Origin of the sequence: Microbacterium sp. MEJ108Y, assembly GCF_000834175.1 — a bacterium.
In the GTDB taxonomy this organism is placed as follows: Bacteria; Actinomycetota; Actinomycetes; order Actinomycetales; family Microbacteriaceae; genus Microbacterium; species Microbacterium forte.
In genome coordinates this window covers 62671-80034 of record NZ_JXQX01000009.1, presented here as the reverse complement: position 1 = coordinate 80034, position 17364 = coordinate 62671, and the positions used below count along the sequence as shown (strand labels likewise).

Genomic DNA, 17364 nt, shown 5'->3' with positions numbered 1-17364 from the left:
ACACGGATGCGGACCATACGCCCCTCCAGGTCGGCCCGCATCCGTGGGTCTGGGTCGGTCAGGTGATCCGGTACTGGTGACGGCGCCGAGACCGCTGATCGATGACCGCGGGCCACGGCATCGTCGCCCACGGGCCGTTCCGCTTCGCGGTGGATGCACTCGCGAAGACGGGCGACGAATCGCCGTACTTCTCGAACGAGTCCTCGTCGAGATCGCCGTCGCTCCAGTGCATGACGCGTCCGGCGATGTAGCTCAGGCCGAAATCGGCCCACGACACGAACGACGGGCGGGTGTCGACGCTGATCCGGTGGATGATGCGACGCGCCTCGGCGACGTCGGCGTATCCGAGCGCCACACCCCAGGTCGTCATCACCACGGCCTGGCCGAGTGCGTACGCGTCGAGGGTGCGGACGTAGAGGTCGGGCGTCACGACGTCTTGGACGACTCGCCTGCGCACCTCCTGCTCGATGTGCTCGATGCCGCGGACGAAAGGTCGTGCGTCGCGTCGGTCCCCGCCCTCATCGGCGATCGCGGCGAGCCACTCCTCCGTCGTCGGCACCCGCCCGAGGGCTGTGTGCAGGTCGTTGCGCACGGCGAGATGGAGCATCCAGGCATGACGTCGTCGTCGCACCGTGGTCAGGTGGTCGATCATGCCGAGCCAGTCCGCGCGATCGTGGATGCCCCACTGCTCGGCGAGCAGCGACTTCTCCTCGGTTCCGAGGCCGGGGGCCGTCGGGTCGTTCCACGGGCCGGACGGCAGGCTGCTGATCTGCAGCAGGCCCAGGGCGATCTCGTTCGCCTCGGTGTCATCCGTGGAGTACAGCTCGGAGGGTGCGAGCCTCTGGGGTCGCATGAACCATCCTGTCGCGCTCATCACACTCCTGAGGGTGAGGCCTGGCGTAGCTCATAGCTTGAACAGCTATTCAGTCGCTAATATATAGCGTCCGGGGGGAGAAATCGAAGTCGTCCGATGCTGGGGAGCGGGACACGAATGGCACGTTCAGACGAACACAACCGGGCGGCGCGTGAACGATCCCGCGAAGCCATCCTGCGGGCAGCGGTCGATCTGTTCGCCGAGCGCGGCGTCTCGGGCGCGAGCATCGCTGAGATCACGCGGCGAGCCGGAGTGGCTCAGGGCCTCGCGAACTATCACTTCGGGAACAAGGAGCGGCTGATCGCCGCAGTGCTCGACCGGTGGTTCGAGACGCTGTTCGGCATCCCCCAGGCCGAGGGGTCGGCCGACGACCGTCTCGCCGGCATCATCGACGGCGCCCTCACCGCCACGGGCTACGCCCTTCCGGTGCAGCGCGCGGTCTTCGCGATGCAGCAGCAGCCGACCACCCACCGCCTGTATGCGGAGGCCGAAGAGCGCCACGCGGAGGAGGCGAGGGCGTCGGAGGACATCGTTCGCGGGGTCTTCCGCGAACGCGGCGCCGCGGATCCGGCGCTCGAGGAGATCATGCTGCGCAGCACCCTCGAGGGCATCTTCATGAAGTACGCCGTCTACGGCGACACGTATCCTCTCGAAGACGCTCGCCGCTGGATGCACCGGCTCTACGGGCTCCCCGAGCCGCAGGCGCCGCTTCCTCTCCAGCTCGCCCCGCGGGACCCCGACGCGAGGACCAGAGCGTCCGGCGCGCTGCGCGCGGAGGAATGACCCCGGCACCGACATCGATCGGCGAGGGTCGGGATCAGCCCAGCTGCATCCGGGCGAACGCACCGAGCACGACGCGTTCCGACTGCACGAGGTAGCGCTCGAGCTCGGCCGCGCCTTCCTGCGCACCCTGCGTGAGGAAGGTGTCGAGCACCGCGCGGTTCTTGCGCACGAACGGCTCGTGGAGCGATCGCGGATCGTCGATCTTCAGGAACGCCAGCCGCAGCTCGGCCGCCAGGTCGCGATAGGTGCGGGCCAGGCGGGGGCTGTCGGCGAGATCGACCAGGGCGACGTGGAATGCCATATTGGCGCTGCCCACCTCGCGCCAGGCGCCCGCGTCGTCGTGGACGGCATCCTGGGCGGCCTTCTCGGCGGCGAGCACCGCCTGCTGCATCCGCTGCACCGAGGGGTGCTCGGGCTCGGAATGCAGGAGCGCCGTGCACTCGATGACGCGGCGTGCTCGGTAGATGTCGATGACGTCGGCTATCGAGGGCGACGCGACGGAGACGCCCCGGTGCGGCACGTGCTCGAGAAGACCCTGCTCGGAGAGCGCGCGGAACGCCTCTCGCAGCGTGTTGCGCGCGACGCCGAAGTGCTCGGCGAGGGCCGATTCCGACAGCCGTGAACCGGGGGCGAAGGCGCCGTCGATGATCTGCTGACGGAGCGCATCGGCGAGCATGCCCTGCTGGTTCATGCCTTCATCGTAGGCGGCGGGCGCGGCGGATCGTTCGAGGAGGCGACCGCGGCATCACGCGAACGCAACTCGGTCGTAGCACAGCTGAAACAAAGTTGTTGAACAATATTGCTCGATCCGTTCTACACTGGATGTCACTCGACACCCACCAACGACGATGGGAAATCCCCCGCAATGTCAGAGAACACCGCAGCCCCGCTGTCCGCAGAAGACGAAGTCCGCCTCGCCGGAGCCAAGAGGCGGGCAGGCCGCAGCGCCGTGATCGGCGCGATCTTCCTGATGGCCACCAGCGCCATCGGCCCAGGATTCATCACCCAGACGGCCACGTTCACCGCGACGATGGGGGCCGCCTTCGCGTTCGCGATCCTCGTCTCGATCCTCATCGACATCGCAGTGCAGCTGAACGTCTGGCGCATGATCACCTCATCGGGCAAGCGCGCCGGAGAGCTCGCCAACAGCGCCATCCCGTTCTCCGGACACCTGATCGCCGTGCTCGTCGTGATCGGCGGCCTGGCCTTCAACATCGGCAACATCGCGGGTGGCGGACTGGGCCTCAACGCCCTGCTCGGCATCGATCCCAAGCTCGGCGGAGCACTCACCGCGGCCCTCGCGATCATCATCTTCCTCGTCAAGAAGGCGGGCCCGGTGATGGACGTCGTGCTGATCGTGCTCGGCGTGGGAATGATCGTGATGACCGTGATCGTCGCGGTGATCGCCCAGCCGCCGATCGGCGAGGCCCTGCGACAGACGTTCGTACCCGACGAACTGAACTTCGCCACGATCACCACGATCGTCGGCGGAACGGTCGGCGGATACATCACCTACTCGGGCGCCCACCGCTACCTCGACTCCGGACACACCGGTCCGGAGCAGGCCGGCCCGGTGATGCGCGCCGCGGCGAACGGCATCCTCGTCACCGGCATCATGCGCTACGTGCTGTTCCTCGCGATCCTCGGTGTGGTCGCCTCCGGCGTCTCGCTCGACCTGTCGAGCCAGGCCGCCAACCCGGCAGGACAGGCCTTCGGCGCCGTGCTCGGCGACGCGGGGCTGCGCATCTTCGGCGCGATCTTCTGGGCCGCGGCCATCAGCTCGGTGATCGGCGCCGCATACACGTCGGCGACCTTCCTCTCGACCTTCACGAAGAAGCTCAGGGGCGGCTGGCCGCTGCAGCTGGCCACCGTCGCCTTCATCGTCGTGTCGCTGATCGTCTACCTGTCGATCGGCACGGCCCCTGCTGCGATCCTGGTGTTCGTCGGCGGCTTCAACGGCCTCATCCTCCCCATCGGCCTCACGGTCTTCATGTACATCGGCTGGTTCCGTCGTGACCTGCTCGGCTCGAAGAAGTACCCGCTGTGGCTGCTCATCGCGGGCACGGTCGTGACGCTGCTCACCTGGTACATGGGCATCGTCTCGGTCGGCCCGATCTTCGCCTTCCTCGGAACCGGAGCGTGACCCCATGGCATCGATCGACCTGAACTCGGACCTCGGCGAGAACGTCGCCGACCGGATCGTCAGCGACGACGAGAGCATGCTCGACCTCGTGACGAGTGCGAACGTGGCGTGCGGCTTCCACGCGGGCAGCCCCGAGGGCATCCGCGCGACCCTCGCCAGCGCGGTGGCCGGAGGCGTCGTGATCGGCGCGCACCCCGGCTACCGCGACTACGAGAACTTCGGCCGCACGAAGGTCGACATCGATTCGGCCACCCTGCAGGCCCACGTCGAGTACCAGCTCGGGGCGCTGATAGGTCTCGCCGCAGCCGTCGGCGGAAAGGTCGCCTACGTCAAGCCGCACGGAGCGCTCTACAACACGATCGCCCGCGATGAGCGGCAGTCGAAGGACGTGGTGGCGGCCATCCGCGCGATCGATCCGAGCCTCGTGCTGCTGGGCCTGGCCGGAGGTGTCGTGCTCGACGTCGCCGAGCGCGCGGGGCTGCAGACTGCCGCAGAGGCCTTCGCCGATCGGGCGTATCAGCCCGACGGGCAGCTCGTCTCGCGCACCGAGCCCGGGTCTGTGCTGCACGATCCCGCGGCGGTCGCCGAGCGCATGGTGCGCCTGGCCGGCGAGGGAGTGATCCGCGCGATCGACGGCACCGACGTGCCCGTCAGCGCGCAGTCGATCTGCGTGCACGGAGACAGCCCTGGTTCGGTGGCCATGGCGGCAGAGACGAAGCGGATGCTGCAGCAGGCGGGCATCACGATCGCACCGTTCGCGGGCGTCTGACATGACCGTCCTCGCCACCGCAGCCCAGCTCGCCGACGCGCGCGCGGCCCGTGCCGCCATCCGGGCAGGGCACGCCGAGCCGACCAGCGGGGTCGCGGTCGGGCTGACACAGGCCAATCTCATCTCCGTGCCCGGGGACTGGGCCTTCGAGACCCTGCTCTTCGCACAGCGCAATCCGAAGCCGTGCCCCGTGCTCGAGGTCATCGAGCAGGGAGAGGTGGAGTCACGGCTCGCGCCGGGCAGCGACATCCGCACGGACATCGGCCGGTATCGCATCTGGCGCGACGGCGAGCTGGCCGAGGAGGTCGCCGACGCGACGGCGGCCTGGGCGGAGCATCCGGACCTCGTCTCGTTCCTCATCGGATGCAGCTTCACGTTCGAGTCCGGACTCGTCGAGGCCGGCATCCCGATCCGTCATCAGGAGCTCGGTCGCAATGTGCCGATGTACCGCACCTCGGTGCCCTGCGCACCGGCGGGTCGCCTGAGCGGTGAGATGGTCGTGTCGATGAGGCCGATCGCGGCGGACCGAGTGGCGGATGCCGTGCAGATCTCCGGCCGAACCCCCGCTGTGCACGGTGCTCCGGTGCACGTCGGCGACCCGGCATCCCTCGGAGTCCTCGACCTCGCCCGCCCCGACTTCGGGGATGCCCCCGAGGTGCGCGACGGCGAAGTGCCGGTGTTCTGGGCCTGCGGCGTCACCCCTCAGGCCGCGATCATGGCCTCGAAGCCGCCGTTCGCCATCACCCACGCACCGGGGTACATGTTCATCACCGACGTGCCGGATGCCGAGTACCTCGTCTGATGCGCATCCTCACCGCATCCGATCACGCGCTTCTCGTCGAGGCGGCCGACCTCGACGAGGCGATGCGCCTGAACCTCGCCTGGGACGGAGTGCGCGGTGTGGTCGAGCGCATCCCCGGCGCTCGCACCGTGCTCGTGCGCTTCGATCCGCTCGTCGTCTCGGCCGGCGATCTCGCAGAGGCGCTCGCGGCGACGGACATCGACACCGCTCACCTGCCGGTCACCGGCGAGGTCACGGTGCCGGTGCGGTACGACGGCGAAGACCTCCACGAGGCCGCAGCCCTGCTGGGCGTGTCGGCGGCAGAGCTCGTGAATCGTCATCTCGGTGCCGATTGGAAGGTGGCCTTCTCGGGCTTCGCTCCCGGTTTCGGCTATGTGGTGAGCAGCGATCCTCTGTTCGACGTGCCGCGCCGCTCGTCGCCCCGCACGCGTGTGCCCGCAGGGTCCGTGGCGCTCGCCGGGCAGTTCACCGGGGTGTACCCGCGTGAGAGTCCCGGTGGGTGGCAGCTCATCGGTCGCACGGATGCCCTGATGTGGGACATCGACCGCGACCCGCCTGCGCTGCTGTCGCCGGGCACGACCGTGCGGTTCGAACGCGTGCGCGAGCAGGTCGTGACGTCGGGCGACGCAGACGAACGGGCCGACGAGCGAGGTGTCGCCGATCGACCCGCCGTCGCCGGTGCGCCGGACCCGGGTTCTCCCATGCCGGCCGCAGTCGAGATCGTGCGGCCGTCACTGCAGCTGCTGGTGCAGGATGCCGGTCGCCCGGGTTTCGCGGCACTCGGCGTCTCGGCGTCAGGCGTCGCCGATCGTCGTGCGATGCGAGACGCGAACCGTGCCGTGGGCAACGAGACCGGTGCCGCCGTGCTCGAGAGCGTCGGGGGCGCGGTGCTGCGCTTCCGGGGTGCCGGGGTCGCCGCCGTCGCGGGTGCCGTCGGATCCCTCGAGCTGATCGATGCCGGTGGCGTGGCGCGTCAGATCGCCCATGGAGTGCCCTTCGCCACCGTCGACGGTGACGAGCTCACTCTCGGGCACCCCGCGAGCGGGCTGCGCTACGTCATCGCCGTCCGCGGCGGTGTGGCGGCGGAACCGGCGCTGGACAGCCGCGCGAGCGACACCCTCGCCGGTCTCGGCCCGGCGGCGCTCGCCGCAGGCGACGTGCTCCGTGTCGGCGATCGCGCACCGCATCCCGTCGAGCCCGATGCGATGCCGCGGGCCCTCCCCGCACCCGGCGAGCTGGTCGAGCTCGAGATCACCCTCGGTCCTCGCGACGACTGGTTCACGACGGCAGCGCTCGCCACCCTCACCGCTCAGGAGTGGACTGCGACCCCGCGCTCGGATCGGGTCGGCATCAGGCTCGAGGGAGTCGTGCCCCTGGAACGGTCGGTCGGCGGGGAGCTGCCCAGCGAGGGTGCTGTCACCGGGGCGATCCAGGTGCCTCCGGACGGTCAGCCCGTGCTGTTCCTGCCCGACCATCCGCTCACCGGCGGGTATCCGATCATCGGCGCCCTCACCGATCGCAGCCTCGACCTCGCCGGGCAGCTGCCGCCCGGTGCGCGAGTTCGTTTCATCGTCAAGGAGACCTCATGACCAAGGTGCTGATCGCGAATCGCGGAGAGATCGCCGTGCGCGTCATCCGCGCCTGCGCCGAAGCCGGATACACGTCGATCGCGGTCTACGCCGATCAGGACGCCGACGCCCTGCACGTGCGACTCGCCGACGAGGCGCTGGGTCTGGGGGGAGACACCGCTGCCGCCACGTACCTCTCCATCGATGCGCTACTCGCTGCGGCGCGGAAGAGCGGGGCGGATGCCGTGCACCCCGGCTACGGATTCCTCTCGGAGAGCGCGGAGTTCGCGCGGGCCGTGGAAGGCTCAGGGCTCGTCTGGATCGGACCCTCGCCCGACAGCATCGATGCGCTCGGTGACAAGATGACCGCGCGCCGGATCGCGCAGCGCGTCGGAGCACCGTTGGCGGCCGGCACCGACCAGCCCCTCGCCGGCCCTGCGGAGGCCGTGTCCTTCGCCGAGCAGCACGGGCTTCCGATCGCCATCAAGGCGGCATTCGGCGGTGGCGGGCGAGGCCTGAAGGTGGTGCGGGAGCTGTCGGAGGTCGCCGACGCCTTCGACGCCGCGACCCGGGAGGCCATCGCCGCCTTCGGCCGCGGCGAGTGCTTCGTCGAGCGGTTCCTCGAGAGCCCGCGTCACATCGAGGTGCAGGTGCTCGGCGACGGGCTCGGCGGCATCGTGGTCGTCGGCGACCGGGACTGCTCGATGCAGCGACGCAATCAGAAGCTCATCGAGGAGGCCCCGGCGCCGGGGCTGTCGAGTGACCAGCGCACGCGATTCCACGACGCGGCCAGAGCGATCTGCGCCGAGGTGCAGTACCGCGGTGCGGGAACCGTCGAGTTCCTGCTCGCCGCAGACGGCACGATCTCCTTCCTCGAGGTGAACACCCGCCTGCAGGTGGAGCACCCGGTCACCGAAGAGGTCACCGGCACGGATCTCGTGCGAGAGCAGTTCCGCATCGCGTTCGGAGAGGGCATCTCGTTCACCGAGACCCCGACGCCGACAGGGCACGCCTTCGAGTTCCGCATCAACGCGGAAGACCCGGGTCGCGGGTTCCTTCCGAGTCCCGGTCGTGTGGAGTCGCTGCGGATCCCCGGCGGACCCGGTGTGCGCTGGGACAGCGGGATCGAGGCGGGCGACGCCGTTCAGCCGGCGTTCGACTCGATGATCGCGAAGCTCATCGTGCACGCCGACAGCCGTGATGCGGCACTCGTGCGGGCCCGGCGGGCGCTGCGCGAGCTCGTGGTCGAGGGGCCGGCCACCGTCATCCCGTTCGATCTGCTCGCGCTCGACGACGCGGCGTTCGCCACCGACACCTTCGCGGTGCACACGCAGTGGATCGAGAGCACGTTGCTGCCGAGGCTCGAGCCTCAGCTGCGCCCGGCTCCCGCTCCGGATGCCGCACTCCAGCGCTTCCCCGTCGAGATCGACGGACGTCGGGTCGTGCTCGGGCTGCCGATCGCCCTGCTCGCGGGACTCGGCGGGCTGGCGGATTCCGGGCCCGCGCCCTCCGCATCCGACCCGGCCGAACTGCGCTCGCGGGCGCCCGGCACACTCGTGCGCTGGCTCGCTGATGACGGCGCGCACGTCGCCGAGGGCGATCCGGTCGCCGTGCTCGACGCGATGAAGATGGAGACCACGGTCGCCGCTCATCGCGCCGGCATCCTGTCGCACCGCGCCGAGCTCTCAGCGGCGATCGCGCCGGACGGAGTCATCGCCGTCATCGACTGAGCGCGATTGCCGCCTGATCGCGATCGCCGCCTGATCGCGATCGCCGCCGGACGCGAAGATCCCGGACGCCGCAGCTGCAGCATCCGGGATCTTCGGGTTCGCGGGTCGAGCGTGGTTATGCGGGGTCGCCGCCCAGCGGACCCACGGCCTCGAGCGGCCTCGGGTCGTCGGCGCCGGTCTTGCGCGCGCGAGCGATCGCGTTGCCCACGTGGTAGATCAGGAGAGCTGCGACCGTGCCGAGCACGATGCCGCCGAACGCGAAGTCGCCGAGCTGCATCGAGAACCCGGCGATGCCGATCACGAGTGACACCGCGGCGGTGTACTGGTTCACCGGACGCGAGAAGTCGACCTTGCTGTCGACCCAGATCTTGATGCCGATGATGCCGATCAGGCCGTAGAGCGCGGTCGTCGCACCCCCGAGCACGCCCGCGGGGATCGAGTTGAACACCTCGCCGACCTTGGGCGAGAACGCCAGCAGGATCGCGAAGAGGCCGGCGACCCAGTAGACGGCGGTCGAGTAGACGCGGGTCGCGGCCATGACGCCGATGTTCTCGCCGTACGTCGTCGTGCCCGACCCGCCGAAGCCGCCGGCGATCGTCGTGGCGACGCCGTCGGCGATCAGGGCGCGGCCGGTGTGCCTGTTGATCGCGGGGTCCTCCGTCATCGTGGCGACACCGCGCACGTGGCCGACGTTCTCGGCGACGAGCACCAGCACGACCGGCAGGAACATGGCGATGGTCGACCACGTGCCGGGCGCGACGAAGTCGGGGAGCTGGAACTCGGGCAGGCCCACCCACGGCGCGTCGGCGATGAGCTCTGCGGGCGTCTTGCCTCCGCGCAGCGCGTTGGGCACCTCGAACGACCCGGTGAAGGCGGCGTAGATGAAGCCCACCGCGACGCCGAGGAAGATCGAGATGCGCCCGAGGAATCCGCGGAAGAGCACCGCGAACAGGATGATCGCGACGAGGGTGATGGTCGCGGTCACGGGGTCGAGCTGGAAGTTGTTCCACGCGGTGGGGGCGAGGTTGAAGCCGATGAGCGCGACGATCGCACCGGCGACCACCGGAGGCATCAGCGCGTCGACCCAGCGCAGGCCGGCGAACTGCACGACCAGGCCCACGACGGTGAGCAGGATGCCGACCGCGACGACTCCCGCCAGGGCGGATCCGGTGCCGCCGGCGGCGACCGCGGCGGTGATCGGCGCGATGAACGCGAACGACGATCCGAGGTAGCTGGGCAGCTGGTTCTTGGTGATCAGCAGGAAGATGAGGGTGCCGAGACCGCTGAACAGCAGCGTGGTCGAGACCGGGAAGCCGGTCAGCGTCGGCACCAGGAACGTGGCGCCGAACATCGCGACGACGTGCTGGGCGCCGATCGCGATCGTGGCCGGCCAGTTCAGGCGCTCTTCGGGCTTGACGACGGCGCCGGGTTCGACCGTGCGGCCGTTTCCGTGGGTCTTCCACAGGGGCATGCGGGCTCCTCAGGATCGGGGGGAGTGGGAGTGCTGGAGCAACACTACCGATTCCTGAGTGTTCCCTGGGTGCGCGCGGTCGCTCCTTCGGGCGGACTTCTGCGCCTCGGGAGGGGAATTCCCGAGAATCTCTCCTCCCGAGGCGCAGTTTCCCTCCCGAGAGGGTGCGCGCGTCAGGCCCCGAGGCGCTCGATCAGCTCGCGGTAGCGCGCGGCGGTGCGCTCGACGATGTCCTCGGGAAGCACGGGCGGCTCGCCCTGCTTGTCCCAGTTCGAGGCCAGCCAGTCGCGCACGATCTGCTTGTCGAAGCTCGCCATGCGCTCGCTCGGGGTCGAGCCGGTGCGCCAGGCCTCGGCATCCCAGTAGCGCGACGAGTCGCTCGTCAGCACCTCGTCGGCCAGGTGCAGCACGCCGTCGGCATCCGTCCCGAACTCGAACTTGGTGTCGGCGAGGATCAGACCCTTCTCCTCGGCGATCGCAGCGGCCCGCGTGTAGAGGGCGAGTGAGACGTCGCGCAGCTCGGCCGCGCGGTCGGCGCCGACGAGCTCGACGGTCTGCTCGAAGGTGATGTTCTCGTCGTGCTCGCCCATCGGCGCCTTGTAGGCCGGTGTGAACAGCGGCTCGGGCAGGCGGTCGCCGTTCTCCAGACCGGCGGGCAGCGGGATGCCGCACACGGTGCCGCTCTCGGTGTATTCGGCCCAGCCGGAGCCGGTGATGTAGCCGCGCACGACGCACTCGACCGGCAGCATCTCCAGCGACTGCGCGAGCATGGCCCGGTCGGCGACGCTCGCCGGGATGTCGCCCTCGGCGAGGTGGTTCGGAACGTCGCTCAGGTGGCTGAACCACCAGCGGCTGAGACGCGTGAGCAGTGCGCCCTTCTGGGGGATGCCCGGTGACAGCACGAAGTCGAACGCGCTCACCCGGTCGGAGGCGACGACGAGGATGCGGGTGTCGGCGGCGTCATCCGAGGCGTAGAGGTCGCGGACCTTGCCCGAGTAGATGTGGCGCCAGCCGGGGATGGTCTGCGCGGTGCTGTCCGAAGGAGTGGTCACCCGCCCATTATCCCGGTAGACGGCGCCGGTGTCGTGTCAAGGGCTGGTGCGAACGGCGCGGCATCGGCGACGCTCGAATCGACGGAGCGGAGGAGTCATGACGAAGGACCTGTCTACGGGTGACCGGGTGAGCTGGAACACGCCCCAAGGACGAACGCACGGCACGGTGGAGGAGAAGCGGACGAAGGACTTCCGCTTCGCCGGTCAGAGCTTCACGGCTTCGGACGATGAGCCTGCGTACATCGTGAAGTCCGAGAAGAGCGGCGAGAAGGCCGCGCACAAGGGCTCGGCGCTGCGGAGGCTGAGCAGCTGAGCGACCCCGGAGGGCGGCGCCCGGTGTCTGCGGGGGTGCCTAGCCTGGACTCGTGACCGACGACACCTTGACCCCACGCCTGCGCCTGTCGCGCCCCGTCGCCGCCGACCTCGACGAGGTCTTCGCGATCCAGAGCGATCCGCGGGTGTGGACGCACTATCCGAGCCTGCGTCACACCGACCCCGAGACGACGATCCGGATGATGGAGCGGTGGGAGCGCAGCTGGTCGGATGCCGGTCTCGGATCGTGGGTCGCCCGTCTGCGCGACACCGGAGAGGTCGTCGGCAACGGCGGGTGCACCCTGCTGGGCGGAGCGGTGTGGAACATCGGCTATCGCATCGCCGGGGACCACCACGGTCAGGGGCTGGCGACGGAGCTGGCGCAGGCCGGAGTCGAGAGAGCGAGGGCGATCGCGCCGGATCGGCCCGTCATCGCCTACCTCGTCGAGCACAACCATGCCTCTGCTCGCGTCGCCGGGAAGCTGGGACTCGACCTCGTGCATCGTGCGCCCGACGCGGGCAACCCCGACCCCGGGGTGGTGCGGCTCGTGTACGCGGATCGGCCGCTCACGCCGGAACAGCTCGCGGCCGCCTTGGCGTAGATCGGCCGCAGTCGGCATCCGTCTTGTCGACCGGCCTGAAGGGGCGTATAGTCCACGTGGACTATTTGAGGTGGAGCACGTGTCGAAGGAACCTGCGGAGCGGTTGACCCCGATGGGGGTGATGGTGCTCGCGCTGCTGCGCGAGGGCGACATGCACCCCTATGAGATGGTGCGTCTGATGCGCGCTCGCCGCGACGAGCGTCTGCTCGCCGTCACCAACGGGACGCTCTATCACACGGTCGGTCGTCTGCAGCGTGGCGGACTCATCGACGAGGTGGGCACCGATCGAGAGGGCAATCGCCCCGAGCGCACCACCTACACGCTCACGGATGCCGGTCGTGACGCGCTCATCGGCTGGCTCCGCCGCGAGCTGTCGATCATCGACCGCCCCGCCGAGTTCCGGATTGCACTCGCGGAAGCGCACAACCTCGAGCGCCCCGACGTCGTCGACTGCCTCCGCATCCGTCGTGTTGCACTCGCGGAAGGGCATGCTCTGCACCGCGACGGACTGACCGGCGCCCGCCGCAAGGGCGCCCCCGAGCAGGTGCTCGTCGAATTCGAGCGTCAAGAGGTGCTGCTCGATGCCGAGCTGCGCTGGCTCGACTCGCTCCTCGATCGTCTCGAGGCCGAGGCGTTCCCCTGGGGGCCCACGGCTTTCGAGAACACCGACCGCTACCTCGCTCAGCGAAAGGCTGCACAGCAATGACCGACTCTCCCTCGACGGGACGCACGCCCGTGGCATCCTCGTCATCCGGTCCCTCGACCGGCACCTTCGCGGCGGGCCACCGTCCCGCCAGCCCGTGGCCCGCCCTGTGGGCGCTGGTCATCGGCTTCTTCATGATCCTCGTCGACACGACGATCGTCTCGGTGGCGAACCCGGCGATCAAGGCCGCCCTCGACCCCACCACGAACAACCTCGACAACGTGGTGTGGGTCACCAGCGCCTACCTGCTCGCATACGCCGTGCCGCTGCTGATCACCGGACGCCTCGGCGACCGTTTCGGTCCCAAGAACATCTACCTCATCGGCCTCGCGATCTTCACGCTCGCATCGCTCTGGTGCGGACTCTCGGGCTCGCTCGAGATGCTCATCGCGGCGCGCGCCGTGCAGGGGCTCGGCGCCGCCTTCATGACGCCGCAGACCATGGCAGTGATCACCCGCACGTTCCCGCCCGAGCGCCGCGGTGCGGCCATGGGCCTGTGGGGTGCGACCGCCGGTGTCGCCACGCTCGTCGGACCCCTCGTCGGCGGACTGCTCGTCGACGGCTTCGGCTGGGAATGGATCTTCTTCGTGAACATCCCCGTCGGCATCGTCGCCTTCGTGCTCGCCTGGCGGCTCGTGCCCAAGCTGCAGACGAGTCCGCACCGCTTCGACGTCCTCGGTGTCATCCTGAGCGCGGTCGCGCTGTTCCTCATCGTCTTCGGTCTTCAGGAGGGCGAGAAGTTCGACTGGGGTGTGATCTGGGGCCCGATCTCGGTGTGGAGCCTGATCATCACCGGCCTCATCGTGCTCGGGCTGTTCATCGTGCAGCAGGCGCGCACGCGCAGTGAGGCCCTCGTGCCGCTCGCCCTCTTCCGCGACCGCAACTTCTCGGGCGCGAACGTCGCCATCGCCGCGGTCGGGTTCACGGTGACGAGCATGTCGCTGCCGATGATGTTCTTCCTGCAGACCGCTCGCGGCCTCACCCCGACCGAGGCCGCTCTGCTGCTCATCCCGATGGCCGTGCTCTCGGGCGTGCTCGCCCCGTTCGCGGGCAAGCTGCTCGACCGCGTCGACCCGCGCATCATCCTGATCCCGGGTCTCCTCTGCGTCGTCGTCGCCCTCGTCTGGTACTCGACGCTGATCAACATGGGCACCGAGATCTGGATGTTCCTGCTGCCGTCGGCGCTCATGGGCATCGGCAACGCGGGCATGTGGGGGCCGCTCGCGACCACCGCGACCCGCAAGCTGCCGCCGCGCCAGGCGGGCGCCGGCGCGGGCATCTACAACACGACCCGGACCATCGGATCGGTCATCGGCTCGGCATCCATCGCCACGTTCATGCAGTCTCGTCTCGAGGCGAACCTGCCCGGTCTCGCGGATGCCCCGTCGGGCATCAGCGGTGGCGGCTCGCTGCCGCCCGAGGTCGCCGAGGGGTTCGCCGCAGGCATGTCGCAGGCGATCCTGCTTCCCGCGTGCGTGATGGTCGTCGCCCTCGTCGCCTCGCTGTTCCTCGGACGCTACGACAGGGCGGATGCTGCCGCGTCGGCTCCCACGGAGGCGCCCGCGCCTGCGGCGTGACCCACTCCTGCCTGCGAGCCGGGCCTTCCGCACACGCGTGGGGAATGCCCGGTTTGCGGCCGGGAACGCCCCTGTGATGTCATCGGGCGATGACGATCGAGCTCACGAGGCCCACCACCGACCTGTTCGACTCCTGGGCGGCTGCCGTCGCCGAATTCGGCGACGGTCATGTCGACGGTTCAGGTCTGCAGGCACCCGTCACCCCGGATCTCGAGACGCTCGAGGCCCTGATCGAGAAGTCGACGCTGCTCGCCGACACCACGGCCGACCTGCCCGACGACGCCGTGCACAACGATCTGTACTGGATCGTCGACGATGGCGAGGTCGTCGGTTTCCTCTCCTTCCGGCACGAGTTGAACGAATGGCTCCGTGAGGCGGGCGGCCACATCGGCTACTCGGTGCGCGCCTCTCGCCGCCGACAGGGCTACGCCTCTGCGGCGCTGCGTCTCGGGCTCGAACGTGCTCGCGAGATCGGCCTCGAGCGCGTGCTCGTCACCTGCGACGACGACAACGTCGGCTCGTATCGCACGATCGAGGGTGCCGGAGGCGTGCTGCAGGACGTCAGCGACCAGTCGGCGCGGGGGCACGCGATGCTCCGCCGATACTGGATCACCCGCTAGAGGCGAGCGCGCGGACCGCCCTCGGATCACGGCGACACGCCGTCGCCGGTTAGGGTGGATGGTCGACGACCATCCCGGTGGCAGCATCCTGTCGCCCATCCGATCCGAGGAGCACCCGTCGTGATCCCACATCCCTCTCCTGCTTCCGCGCGCCTGCGCGCGTTCGGACGCACCGTCGGGGCGATGGCGCTCACGGCGTTCATCGCGGCCGGTGCGCTGCTCGGCGGCGCGTCCGCGGCCACCGCGGCCGACGACTCCGAGACCTATGTCATCGGCACCGACACGACGTTCGCGCCGTTCGAGTTCACCTCTCCCGAGGGCGAGCTCGTCGGCATCGACATGGATCTGCTGCGCGCGATCGCAGACGACCAGGGCTTCGAGGTCGAGATCCGCCAGCTCGGGTTCGACGCCGCGGTGCAGGCTCTGCAGGCCAACCAGGTCGACGCCGTCATGGCGGGCATGTCGATCACGGAAGAGCGCGAGAAGACGTTCGACTTCAGCGAGCCGTACTTCACCAGCGGCATCCAGCTCGGAGTGCTCGAGTCCAGCGACATCCAGTCGCTCGACGACCTCGACGGCGAAGCGGTGGCGGTCAAGACCGGCACCCAGGGGCAGACGTTCGCCGAGGAGAACCAGGACGAATTCGGCTTCCGCATCACGCCGTACCAGGACACGACCGACATGGTGGATGCCGTCAAGGCCGGCCAGGCCGTCGGCTACTTCGAGGACTTCCCGGTGCTCGCCTACGGCATCCAGCAGGGGTCCGGCTTCCGCCTGATCGGCGAGCCGGAGCTCGGCGGCGAATACGGATTCGCGGTCAACAAGGGCCAGAACCCCGAACTCGTCGAGATGTTCAACGCGGGTCTCGAGAACCTCAAGGCCTCGGGGGAGTACGATGAGATCGTCGACAGCTACCTCGCAGGCGGCGAGGAGAGCACGCAGGCGACCGACATCTTCTCCGTGGCGGTGAAGTACTGGCCCGCTCTGATGGAGGGCCTGTGGCTCACGATCCTCGCGACGCTGGTCGCGATCGTGGCGGCGTTCATCCTCGGGCTCATCTTCGGCTTCGGCCGGGTGTCGGCCTTCGCGCCGTTCCGCTGGGTGGCCACCGCGTACGTCTACGTGTTCCGCGGCACCCCGATCCTGGTGCAGGCGTTCTTCGTGTTCTTCGCCATCCCGCAGCTGTTCCCCGGGCTCACGTTCAACCCGTTCGTCGCGGGCGCCATCACGCTCTCGTTGAACACCGGTGCGTACATGACCGAGATCATCCGCGGCGGCATCCAGGCCGTCGACCCCGGTCAGTCCGAGGCGTCGCGTTCCCTGGGCCTCGGCCACTGGAAGACCATGCGGAAGGTCGTGCTGCCGCAGGCCTTCCGCATCATGATCCCGTCGTTCGTGAACCAGGGCATCATCACCCTCAAGGACACCTCGCTGATCAGCGTGATCGGGCTCGCCGAGCTCACGTTCGTGTCGCGCCAGATCATCGCCTCGACGTACCTGTCGGCCCAGGTGCTGACCATCGTCGCCATCATCTACTTCGTCGTGATCACGCTTCTCACGCTGCTCGCGAACCGCCTGGAGAGGAAGTTCAACGCATGAGCAAGATCGAGGTCAGAGACCTGCACAAGTCGTTCGGCGACAACCACGTGCTCAAGGGCATCGACCTGACGGTCGAAGACGGCGAGGTCATCGCGGTCATCGGTCCGTCCGGGTCGGGAAAGTCCACCCTGCTGCGCTGCCTCAACAAGCTCGAGGAGCCGACGTCGGGTCATGTCATCGTCGACGGCGTCGACCTGACCGACAAGAGCGTGAAGCTCGACGAGGTGCGCCAGCGCATCGGCATGGTGTTCCAGCACTTCAACCTGTTCCCGCACATGACCGTGCTCGAGAACATCACGCTGGCGCCGGTCGAGCTCGGCAAACTGTCGAAGGCCGAGGCGAAGGAGCGGGCGCTCGCTCTGCTCGATCGCGTGGGCCTGGCCGAGAAGGCGGATGCCAAGCCGGCATCGCTCTCGGGCGGTCAGAAGCAGCGCGTGGCGATCGCCCGCGCGCTCGCGATGGACCCCGAGATCATGCTCTTCGATGAGGCCACCAGCGCGCTCGACCCCGAGATGGTCGGCGAGGTGCTGCAGGTGATCCGTGACCTCGCGTCCGGCGGCATGACGATGGTGCTCGTGACGCACGAGATGGGCTTCGCCCGCGAGGTCTCGGGCCGCACGGTGTTCATGGACGGCGGAGTCGTCGTCGAAGAGGCGCCGCCCGCCGAGCTGTTCGGCGCGCCGAAGAACGAGCGCCTGAAGGACTTCCTCTCGAAGGTCCTCTGAGCGTCTTCCGGTGTCGAAGGCCCCCACCCGATTC

General features: G+C 69.1%; 17 protein-coding genes. 13 read left to right on the top strand and 4 right to left on the bottom strand.

Going from position 1 to position 17364, the window contains the following annotated elements; translation table 11 throughout:
- Positions 1–58: 58 nt before the first annotated feature.
- Entirely contained in the window at positions 59–853 is a 795-nt protein-coding gene (locus RU09_RS04730; protein ID WP_197065961.1) for a DUF1266 domain-containing protein, read from the bottom strand.
- 138 nt (positions 854–991) lie between these two features.
- On the opposite strand from RU09_RS04730, the gene RU09_RS04725 reads away from it, so the two are divergent.
- Complete coding sequence (locus tag RU09_RS04725) at positions 992–1657, top strand: TetR/AcrR family transcriptional regulator (RefSeq protein WP_042538048.1); 666 nt, start codon at positions 992–994, stop codon at positions 1655–1657.
- A gap of 34 nt (positions 1658–1691) precedes the next feature.
- Here RU09_RS04725 and RU09_RS04720 read toward each other — a convergent pair whose 3' ends face one another.
- Positions 1692–2348, bottom strand: coding sequence for a GntR family transcriptional regulator (locus RU09_RS04720; protein ID WP_042538046.1), 657 nt, complete (start codon positions 2346–2348; stop codon positions 1692–1694).
- A gap of 174 nt (positions 2349–2522) precedes the next feature.
- Here RU09_RS04720 and RU09_RS04715 point away from each other — a divergent pair, with 174 nt between their 5' ends.
- From RU09_RS04715 to RU09_RS04695, 5 genes are read left to right on the top strand one after another with little or no spacing between them, the layout of a single operon-like run.
- On the top strand, positions 2523–3800 hold the full coding sequence (locus RU09_RS04715; RefSeq protein ID WP_042538044.1) for an NRAMP family divalent metal transporter: 1278 nt from the start codon (positions 2523–2525) through the stop codon (positions 3798–3800).
- Between the two features lie 4 nt (positions 3801–3804).
- On the top strand, positions 3805–4569 hold the full coding sequence (locus RU09_RS04710; protein WP_042538041.1) for a LamB/YcsF family protein: 765 nt from the start codon (positions 3805–3807) through the stop codon (positions 4567–4569).
- A 1-nt stretch (position 4570) separates the two neighbouring features.
- Positions 4571–5371, top strand: a complete 801-nt coding sequence (locus RU09_RS04705) for a putative hydro-lyase (protein ID WP_042538040.1) — start codon at positions 4571–4573, stop codon at positions 5369–5371.
- Positions 5371–6960, top strand: a complete 1590-nt coding sequence (locus tag RU09_RS04700; protein WP_042538038.1) for a 5-oxoprolinase/urea amidolyase family protein — start codon at positions 5371–5373, stop codon at positions 6958–6960. The genes RU09_RS04705 and RU09_RS04700 overlap by 1 nt, the downstream gene beginning before the upstream one ends.
- On the top strand, positions 6957–8669 hold the full coding sequence (locus tag RU09_RS04695) for an acetyl/propionyl/methylcrotonyl-CoA carboxylase subunit alpha (protein WP_042538036.1): 1713 nt from the start codon (positions 6957–6959) through the stop codon (positions 8667–8669). The genes RU09_RS04700 and RU09_RS04695 overlap by 4 nt, the downstream gene beginning before the upstream one ends.
- 115 nt (positions 8670–8784) lie before the next feature.
- Here RU09_RS04695 and RU09_RS04690 read toward each other — a convergent pair whose 3' ends face one another.
- A complete protein-coding gene (locus RU09_RS04690; protein WP_042538034.1) occupies positions 8785–10140 on the bottom strand; it encodes a uracil-xanthine permease family protein in 1356 nt (451 codons plus the stop codon).
- Positions 10141–10313: 173 nt separating this feature from the next.
- Positions 10314–11192 carry a phosphoribosylaminoimidazolesuccinocarboxamide synthase gene (locus RU09_RS04685; protein ID WP_042538031.1) on the bottom strand — a complete coding sequence of 293 codons (879 nt, stop codon included), beginning with the start codon at positions 11190–11192 and terminating at the stop codon, positions 10314–10316.
- 97 nt (positions 11193–11289) lie between these two features.
- Here RU09_RS04685 and RU09_RS04680 point away from each other — a divergent pair, with 97 nt between their 5' ends.
- The 7 genes from RU09_RS04680 to RU09_RS04650 all read left to right on the top strand — a co-directional run bounded on the left by RU09_RS04680 (position 11290) and on the right by RU09_RS04650 (position 17330).
- Entirely contained in the window at positions 11290–11505 is a 216-nt protein-coding gene (locus tag RU09_RS04680; protein WP_042538029.1) for a DUF2945 domain-containing protein, read from the top strand.
- 52 nt (positions 11506–11557) lie between these two features.
- Complete coding sequence (locus tag RU09_RS04675; RefSeq protein WP_042538026.1) at positions 11558–12106, top strand: GNAT family N-acetyltransferase; 549 nt, start codon at positions 11558–11560, stop codon at positions 12104–12106.
- 79 nt (positions 12107–12185) lie between these two features.
- Positions 12186–12812, top strand: coding sequence for a PadR family transcriptional regulator (locus RU09_RS04670; RefSeq protein WP_197065959.1), 627 nt, complete (start codon positions 12186–12188; stop codon positions 12810–12812).
- Positions 12809–14386, top strand: a complete 1578-nt coding sequence (locus RU09_RS04665; protein WP_042538021.1) for a DHA2 family efflux MFS transporter permease subunit — start codon at positions 12809–12811, stop codon at positions 14384–14386. Before RU09_RS04670 ends, RU09_RS04665 begins: the two co-directional genes overlap by 4 nt.
- A gap of 89 nt (positions 14387–14475) precedes the next feature.
- The gene (locus RU09_RS04660) at positions 14476–15006 is read left to right on the top strand and encodes a GNAT family N-acetyltransferase (RefSeq protein WP_042538019.1); all 531 of its coding nucleotides are present in this window, start codon (positions 14476–14478) and stop codon (positions 15004–15006) included.
- A gap of 120 nt (positions 15007–15126) precedes the next feature.
- Positions 15127–16605, top strand: a complete 1479-nt coding sequence (locus RU09_RS04655) for an amino acid ABC transporter substrate-binding protein/permease (protein WP_042538017.1) — start codon at positions 15127–15129, stop codon at positions 16603–16605.
- Entirely contained in the window at positions 16602–17330 is a 729-nt protein-coding gene (locus RU09_RS04650; protein WP_042538015.1) for an amino acid ABC transporter ATP-binding protein, read from the top strand. The genes RU09_RS04655 and RU09_RS04650 overlap by 4 nt, the downstream gene beginning before the upstream one ends.
- Positions 17331–17364 lie beyond the last annotated feature (34 nt).

What these genes read in the sequence shown, in the direction of transcription:
- RU09_RS04730 (WP_197065961.1), bottom strand. Translation starts at nt 853, where the DNA reads ATGCGACCCCAGAGGCTCGCACCCTCCGAGCTGTACTCCACGGATGAC.
- RU09_RS04725 (WP_042538048.1), top strand. Translation starts at nt 992, where the DNA reads ATGGCACGTTCAGACGAACACAACCGGGCGGCGCGTGAACGATCCCGC.
- RU09_RS04720 (WP_042538046.1), bottom strand. Translation starts at nt 2,348, where the DNA reads ATGAACCAGCAGGGCATGCTCGCCGATGCGCTCCGTCAGCAGATCATC.
- RU09_RS04715 (WP_042538044.1), top strand. Translation starts at nt 2,523, where the DNA reads ATGTCAGAGAACACCGCAGCCCCGCTGTCCGCAGAAGACGAAGTCCGC.
- RU09_RS04710 (WP_042538041.1), top strand. Translation starts at nt 3,805, where the DNA reads ATGGCATCGATCGACCTGAACTCGGACCTCGGCGAGAACGTCGCCGAC.
- RU09_RS04705 (WP_042538040.1), top strand. Translation starts at nt 4,571, where the DNA reads ATGACCGTCCTCGCCACCGCAGCCCAGCTCGCCGACGCGCGCGCGGCC.
- RU09_RS04700 (WP_042538038.1), top strand. Translation starts at nt 5,371, where the DNA reads ATGCGCATCCTCACCGCATCCGATCACGCGCTTCTCGTCGAGGCGGCC.
- RU09_RS04695 (WP_042538036.1), top strand. Translation starts at nt 6,957, where the DNA reads ATGACCAAGGTGCTGATCGCGAATCGCGGAGAGATCGCCGTGCGCGTC.
- RU09_RS04690 (WP_042538034.1), bottom strand. Translation starts at nt 10,140, where the DNA reads ATGCCCCTGTGGAAGACCCACGGAAACGGCCGCACGGTCGAACCCGGC.
- RU09_RS04680 (WP_042538029.1), top strand. Translation starts at nt 11,290, where the DNA reads ATGACGAAGGACCTGTCTACGGGTGACCGGGTGAGCTGGAACACGCCC.
- RU09_RS04665 (WP_042538021.1), top strand. Translation starts at nt 12,809, where the DNA reads ATGACCGACTCTCCCTCGACGGGACGCACGCCCGTGGCATCCTCGTCA.
- RU09_RS04660 (WP_042538019.1), top strand. Translation starts at nt 14,476, where the DNA reads ATGACGATCGAGCTCACGAGGCCCACCACCGACCTGTTCGACTCCTGG.
- RU09_RS04650 (WP_042538015.1), top strand. Translation starts at nt 16,602, where the DNA reads ATGAGCAAGATCGAGGTCAGAGACCTGCACAAGTCGTTCGGCGACAAC.